The 5,370-nt window shown below is 43.6% G+C and carries 2 protein-coding genes; both read right to left on the reverse strand.

Going from position 1 to position 5,370, the window contains the following annotated elements; all coding sequences use genetic code 11:
• Positions 1–1,532 precede the first annotated feature (1,532 nt).
• Positions 1,533–2,030 (reverse strand): PH domain-containing protein, encoded by a 498-nt coding sequence (locus tag HMPREF9304_RS15325; protein WP_036929682.1) that lies wholly within the window; start codon positions 2,028–2,030, stop codon positions 1,533–1,535.
• Between the two features lie 2,588 nt (positions 2,031–4,618).
• Positions 4,619–4,948 carry an OmpA family protein gene (locus tag HMPREF9304_RS15330; protein ID WP_445236347.1) on the reverse strand — a complete coding sequence of 110 codons (330 nt, stop codon included), beginning with the start codon at positions 4,946–4,948 and terminating at the stop codon, positions 4,619–4,621.
• Between the last annotated feature and the right edge of the window lie 422 nt (positions 4,949–5,370).

Here is a 5,370-nt window from a genome sequence, read left to right on the forward strand (position 1 = left end):
GGCATACATGAAGAACTCTAAAAGGAGCGATACGTATATGGCTGTCCTGAAAATACTATATGTGCCTTGTATTTCTTTGCTTTCTTCCATTGTTTTTAATATTTTACGCTTTGTGCATGTTTCTTCCAAGTCTGTAGGCAGTCCTTTGTTACAGCTGCCATTTTACGTGGCTGGTATTCCTTTCCTGTACCTTTTAGGTCGTACCATGAGTCCATTATTGTAGTGTAATGAACCAAACGGCTTAATGTTCGGAGCTTCCGGTTGAGTGTCCGCAAATTNACACGTATNTTATCCATCACTTTGAGCCGTTCGNATTGTGTCATCTTTGCATTTTTGTCCTTGTTCTTCTTNAGTGGAAGNACCTGCTTNACATCGGCTGCGAGTTTCAANCCTTCTTCAATAAGATCNGTGTAAATTTTATTCTTTGACCTTGATAGGGCAACCGCCAAAACGTTAGCAGGCTGTCGCACGACTATCCCTTGGACAACCTTGAGATTCTTCCGTGCTTCATCCACCTCCATGTAAATACCATAGATGTTAGCAGCCACAGTCAGGATGTCATCAAACTGGTTCAAATAATTATTGAACTGTCGTTGGAAGTTTGTTGTAGCAGCAACTTCTTCGTTCAGATATTTATGCCCCGTGAGGTTCGCACACAACAAGGCATCCTGTGCCATTAAAGCCTTTTTCGCTTGTTTGGCATAATTATAAAACATTGTCGCCCTGACAGGATCAGGGCCACTCTGCGCAAATAGGCTTGGTGTAAAAAGAATAGCTACAACGATGCCNATGAACTTGAAATAAACGCTCTTTATTGTCCCCATGGCTTATGTGTTTGTCTGTATTTATAGAATTTAGCAACATTACTGATGGCTCTGCGCATTCGCTTGGATGAATCTTCGGCCAACATTTTATTGCTCTTGTTGATTTTTCCGCTAATTGCTCTGTTCCACACGTCATCAAAAGAGTGTACGGTTATACTCACCGAAAGCCTACGGAGCTTTCTGTTCAACCGCTCTAAATTATCATTCAAGTTCCACACGAGCTGTGTCCTTTCTGCTCCGTTGAGCATGTTGCCTTCTCCTCCCTTGGCAAGTATGTTTTTCAAAATCCTGTATGTACGGATAAACTCCGCTGCCGTTTCCATATAGAGATTATTCATCGACACAGAAGCAGCTATACCTTGCGGATTGATTCTGCAAGCTGTGTGGACTTCCCATAGTGCGGTAAGCGTCTGTAATCCATCCGCATAGAGCGTAGTGGCGGCTTTTATGGCTGAAGCATAACCTGACACAGTCTTCAAATAAGAATTGTATTTACTTTCCCATTCTTTCATCTTGGTATTGGCACGTGTCATGGCTGCCTGCTCTATGGCAAGGGCTGCCATAGCTCTTGACTGTTTCTTTATCTGACTGGCAAGACGTTCCTCACCTCCAGCAATAGCTGCGTATTCAAGCGGATTGGATTGCGTTAGTCCNTGTCCTGATGCTGTTATAGCTCCTAAAAGAAGAAACATAAAAATTGAAATGCGCTTAAAGCCTGTTTGTAATTTCATAAATACCCTTTCTTTTCTTGTTAAATTCGACTCGTTGACGTATCTCATCGACAATATTCATCCTTGCCTTAATACCNATCATATCCAGCTGTGGATTGTTTCTGTCTCCAGAATAGATGGTGATGGTCTTCAGTCCAAACAGTTGCTGGGGCAACGACTGATGCTGCCGATAGTCGACAACACGATAAAGCTCGATATAGTCCGTTGANTGCGAAAACAANCCATGNAGAGTGATTAACTGTTCCCCTGTCAGGACATATTCGATCCTTGCCATATAAACCACTTGGAAAAACAGATAGAAANCAAGAAACAATGCTGGCCATATGAAAAACTCATGGAAACGAAACTCCATAAATTTGCTTATCCAAAAACTTGCCAGGCANAGCAATATCCCAGGCAGCTCATTGATACAGAACTGCCCCCAGTGGGGACGAATTGTTACCGTTTGGAAAGGCATAAATTCATGATTGAGCATATAGCGAATATTGTGAGTGGTTAAATACCCATACCTCTGCCTTCAGATGGACCTCTTCTAAGCTGCTCATTCTCTGACTCGTAAAGAGCCGCAGAAACCGCTTCGGGAGAAACAACGCCGGGCTTGGAAAATACGTTTCGGCTNGCATAAATTTCAGGACGGAAACGTGGCTCTGCCATAACAGAACCAACAACATCCATTCCCACNGAGACGGCAGCAAGGATAGCAGCTCCCAAGTTAAAGCCGTGTCCCGCTTTTGTCTTCATCTCCACTTCTGGGAAAATCTTATCGAAGAGNTTCATTCGCTGGGTGTCATTGATGGCACGGAACTTATCAAAATCTTTTTGAGTAATCTCGTGGGAAAAGACATTGCCGTCTATGACGGCGGTCATCTTGTACTTCCCTTCTATTATCTTTCCTTCTGCGTCACGCAGACGCTCCACGGCTATATCTCCGACTTCGGTTGCCCTTCCATGTCCACCGCTCCTGACCCATTCCTTGTTTGGTTTCAGATTCTCCAAGGACTCACCGTTTACGTTAGCCTCTCCGTTAAGGGCAATCCTTACGCTTTGACGCAATTCAGTCAATGTGGGTTGGCTCTTGCCTTCAGCTACCAAAATCCTTTCGCTCTTGGAAACGATTTTTTCATCCGACTCTGATAGGGCTGTGGCTTTGATATGTTCCGTATCTTTGAAAATCGTTCTGTTCAGNGCATCTGCCATACGTTCNTTGTACTTCTTTTCTACCTCGGTTTCCANCGAATCTTTTATATCAACATTCTCGGAATAGGAAGATGTGCGTTTCTCTGTAGTAGAAAGAGGCAACTGAACTTCCTTGACGACTGACAGGGGTTGTTTTTTCTCATCAGTTATNGGAATGATGGTGGAAAGTAGTTTCGCCTTTCCCNCATCATCCGCATTCTTGAAAGCAAGATACTGCTCTTCGGTGATTTTGTATGACCACATGCCAATATCTTTACTCTCACGCATATTCAGCATATACTCGCCGGAAATNTTNTCCTTGTAAGCCATTGCTCCCATAATGGCGGCAGTGATGTTGTCATTAACAAGGTTGTAACGACCGCCCAATACGGCAACACCGTTGGCTTCTTCAATCCTTCCAGAACGCACAGGGTCCTCCAAAGTACCATTGGAAGAACTCTTTATCTTTACTTCATCAAATACTTTGTCGAACAGCTTCAGACGGTACTCGTCATTATAGTTGATGAACTTAATGTAGTCCTCTTTGGATATGTCATGTGCCATGACTTGATTGTTGATTACGGCGGTCATACGAAACGTGGTTGCTCCCTTGCCATCATTGACAGGTGACACTTGAATCTCACCGACAGAAACAGCACGTCCGTCCTTTACTGGAAGATAAAAACCTTCATTTGGATTAAGGACACGCCCATCAACGACACCGATAGAGTTCCAGCTGTCTATAAAGCCGCTTCGGTAGTCCTCACGCATGTCTTTCATATCTATGATATCAAGTTTGGATGCCATATATTGATTGGCTACCTCCTGATGAACCCCTAATTCTTTCTCCACTTCTGGCTTCAGTTTGATGTCTACATAATCCTTGCTGTTCAGCATCTCTATGGTTATCCTGTCGGCAAAGTCTTTCCCTATGACGGCATTTAATATGGCGAGGCGTTCATTCACGGACACACCGTCCTTGTTGTGTACGCCCTTCTTATCGCTGTACTTAAATTTCTCATTCATAAGTTTCTTAGTCTCATCAAGATTTAACTTATATTCGAGATTGGTAGGAACGGAGGCGGACTTGATGGTCAGCAAGTTATTTTTTTCGTCTATGACAACTCCGTGTGAAGACAATACTTGTTGGAATTTCTGGGCTGACATATAAACTGGCGAACTGATGGAGTCAAGGGGTACAGCCTGTCCCTTCGGTCTTTCAACCTTGGGCTTCTGCTGTTCACTGATACTCATGGACTGAAGAACGTCCTGTTTCTGCTTCACACCTTTGTCATAGAAACCATAGGCACCAGTTTTCATCTCTCCGGGACGCAAACGTCCGTCAGGACGGTCTATAACAACAGGTGCGCTGCTGGCATAGAAGGGTCTGTCATCTATACGCCTGATACGTCCACCGTGGACAAGTCCTATCAAGCCATCTATAATATTGTCAAAACGTCCGTATCTCGGTCCTTCAAAGGGGAAGAAGAAATGTGGTTCTCTGTAACCATATTCTCCATGAGCAAGACGGTGTCCGTCAAGTCCCATGTTGATAGGGCTGTTAGCATTGCGAGCAGCAACAAACGATCCAGGAATGTAATAATCCTCCTTAACGATGTCAACAAAAGTATTGTAGGCTTTCTTATCCCAGGCATTTGTCCCACTGTTCATCAGGTTCTCAACCTGCTGCTGGTTGAGAGGATAGCGTCTTGGCTCTGATGAATTATGCGACAAAGTGACAAGCTCATAGTCACCTGTCTGTGTCATGGCGATGTGCGCTTGCATACCGTTGGCGTTGAGAGTGTCTTGAAGACGCTGTGATATATCTGTAACGCCATAGTTGATGTTTTTTCTTAAAATAGCCATATTCTTTTGTTTTAGTACTTCTTATTTTTGTCTATAAAGGATAACACAGGTGTGACGGTTGGCAGTATAAGGCTTGTAAAGATTGATACCACCTCTGCTTGCTCCCGTCATTCTCGACTTAGGCACTCCAGCGTTTAGTAACAGTTTGGCAATATAACGGCAGCGTTTGATGGCCAATCTTCTGTTNTGCCTTGGTGAACCAGTCTTGCTGTCNGCAGCACCGACAATACGTACGTCCAAGTTATACTCCTTAACGGCAGCGGCAATCTCTGGAATATTNACTAACTGTTGNCTGTCGACAAGTTGCGTGGTATTGCGTTTGAAGAAAAACAAAATAGGAGCATCAAACATGGCAATGTTNTCATCAACAGTTTCTTTTGTNCTATCTGTATTNCCTGCNGCAATTCTTTCNTGAAGGGATTTAAGACCGCTGTAATTGTTGCGTGGATAGGTTAANGGAANCCGTGACNATTCATCATTTACAGCNATCAATCTTTTNTTCTTAGCTTTCCAGCCCAAATGACCAATGCCTATGGTAAGCCCGATACTCCCTGAAAGAAGGTTGTCACCAAAACGCCCCTTCTCGCCATATCCATCAAAATTCTGGCTGGCTGTTATTCCGTCAAAGGAAGCGGACAAACTGATACGTTCAGTTAAATTGTAACTTCCCAAAATACCGTATGAAAAAGCAAAGGAGTTTTCCTTCAGGTTATTGTGCCTTATAAGTCCCGCACCTATATAAGGACTTATATTCCATTTTGCAGGTTTCTCGA

This window comes from Hoylesella timonensis S9-PR14 (assembly GCF_000762405.1).
Classification (GTDB): domain Bacteria; phylum Bacteroidota; class Bacteroidia; order Bacteroidales; family Bacteroidaceae; genus Prevotella; species Prevotella timonensis_A.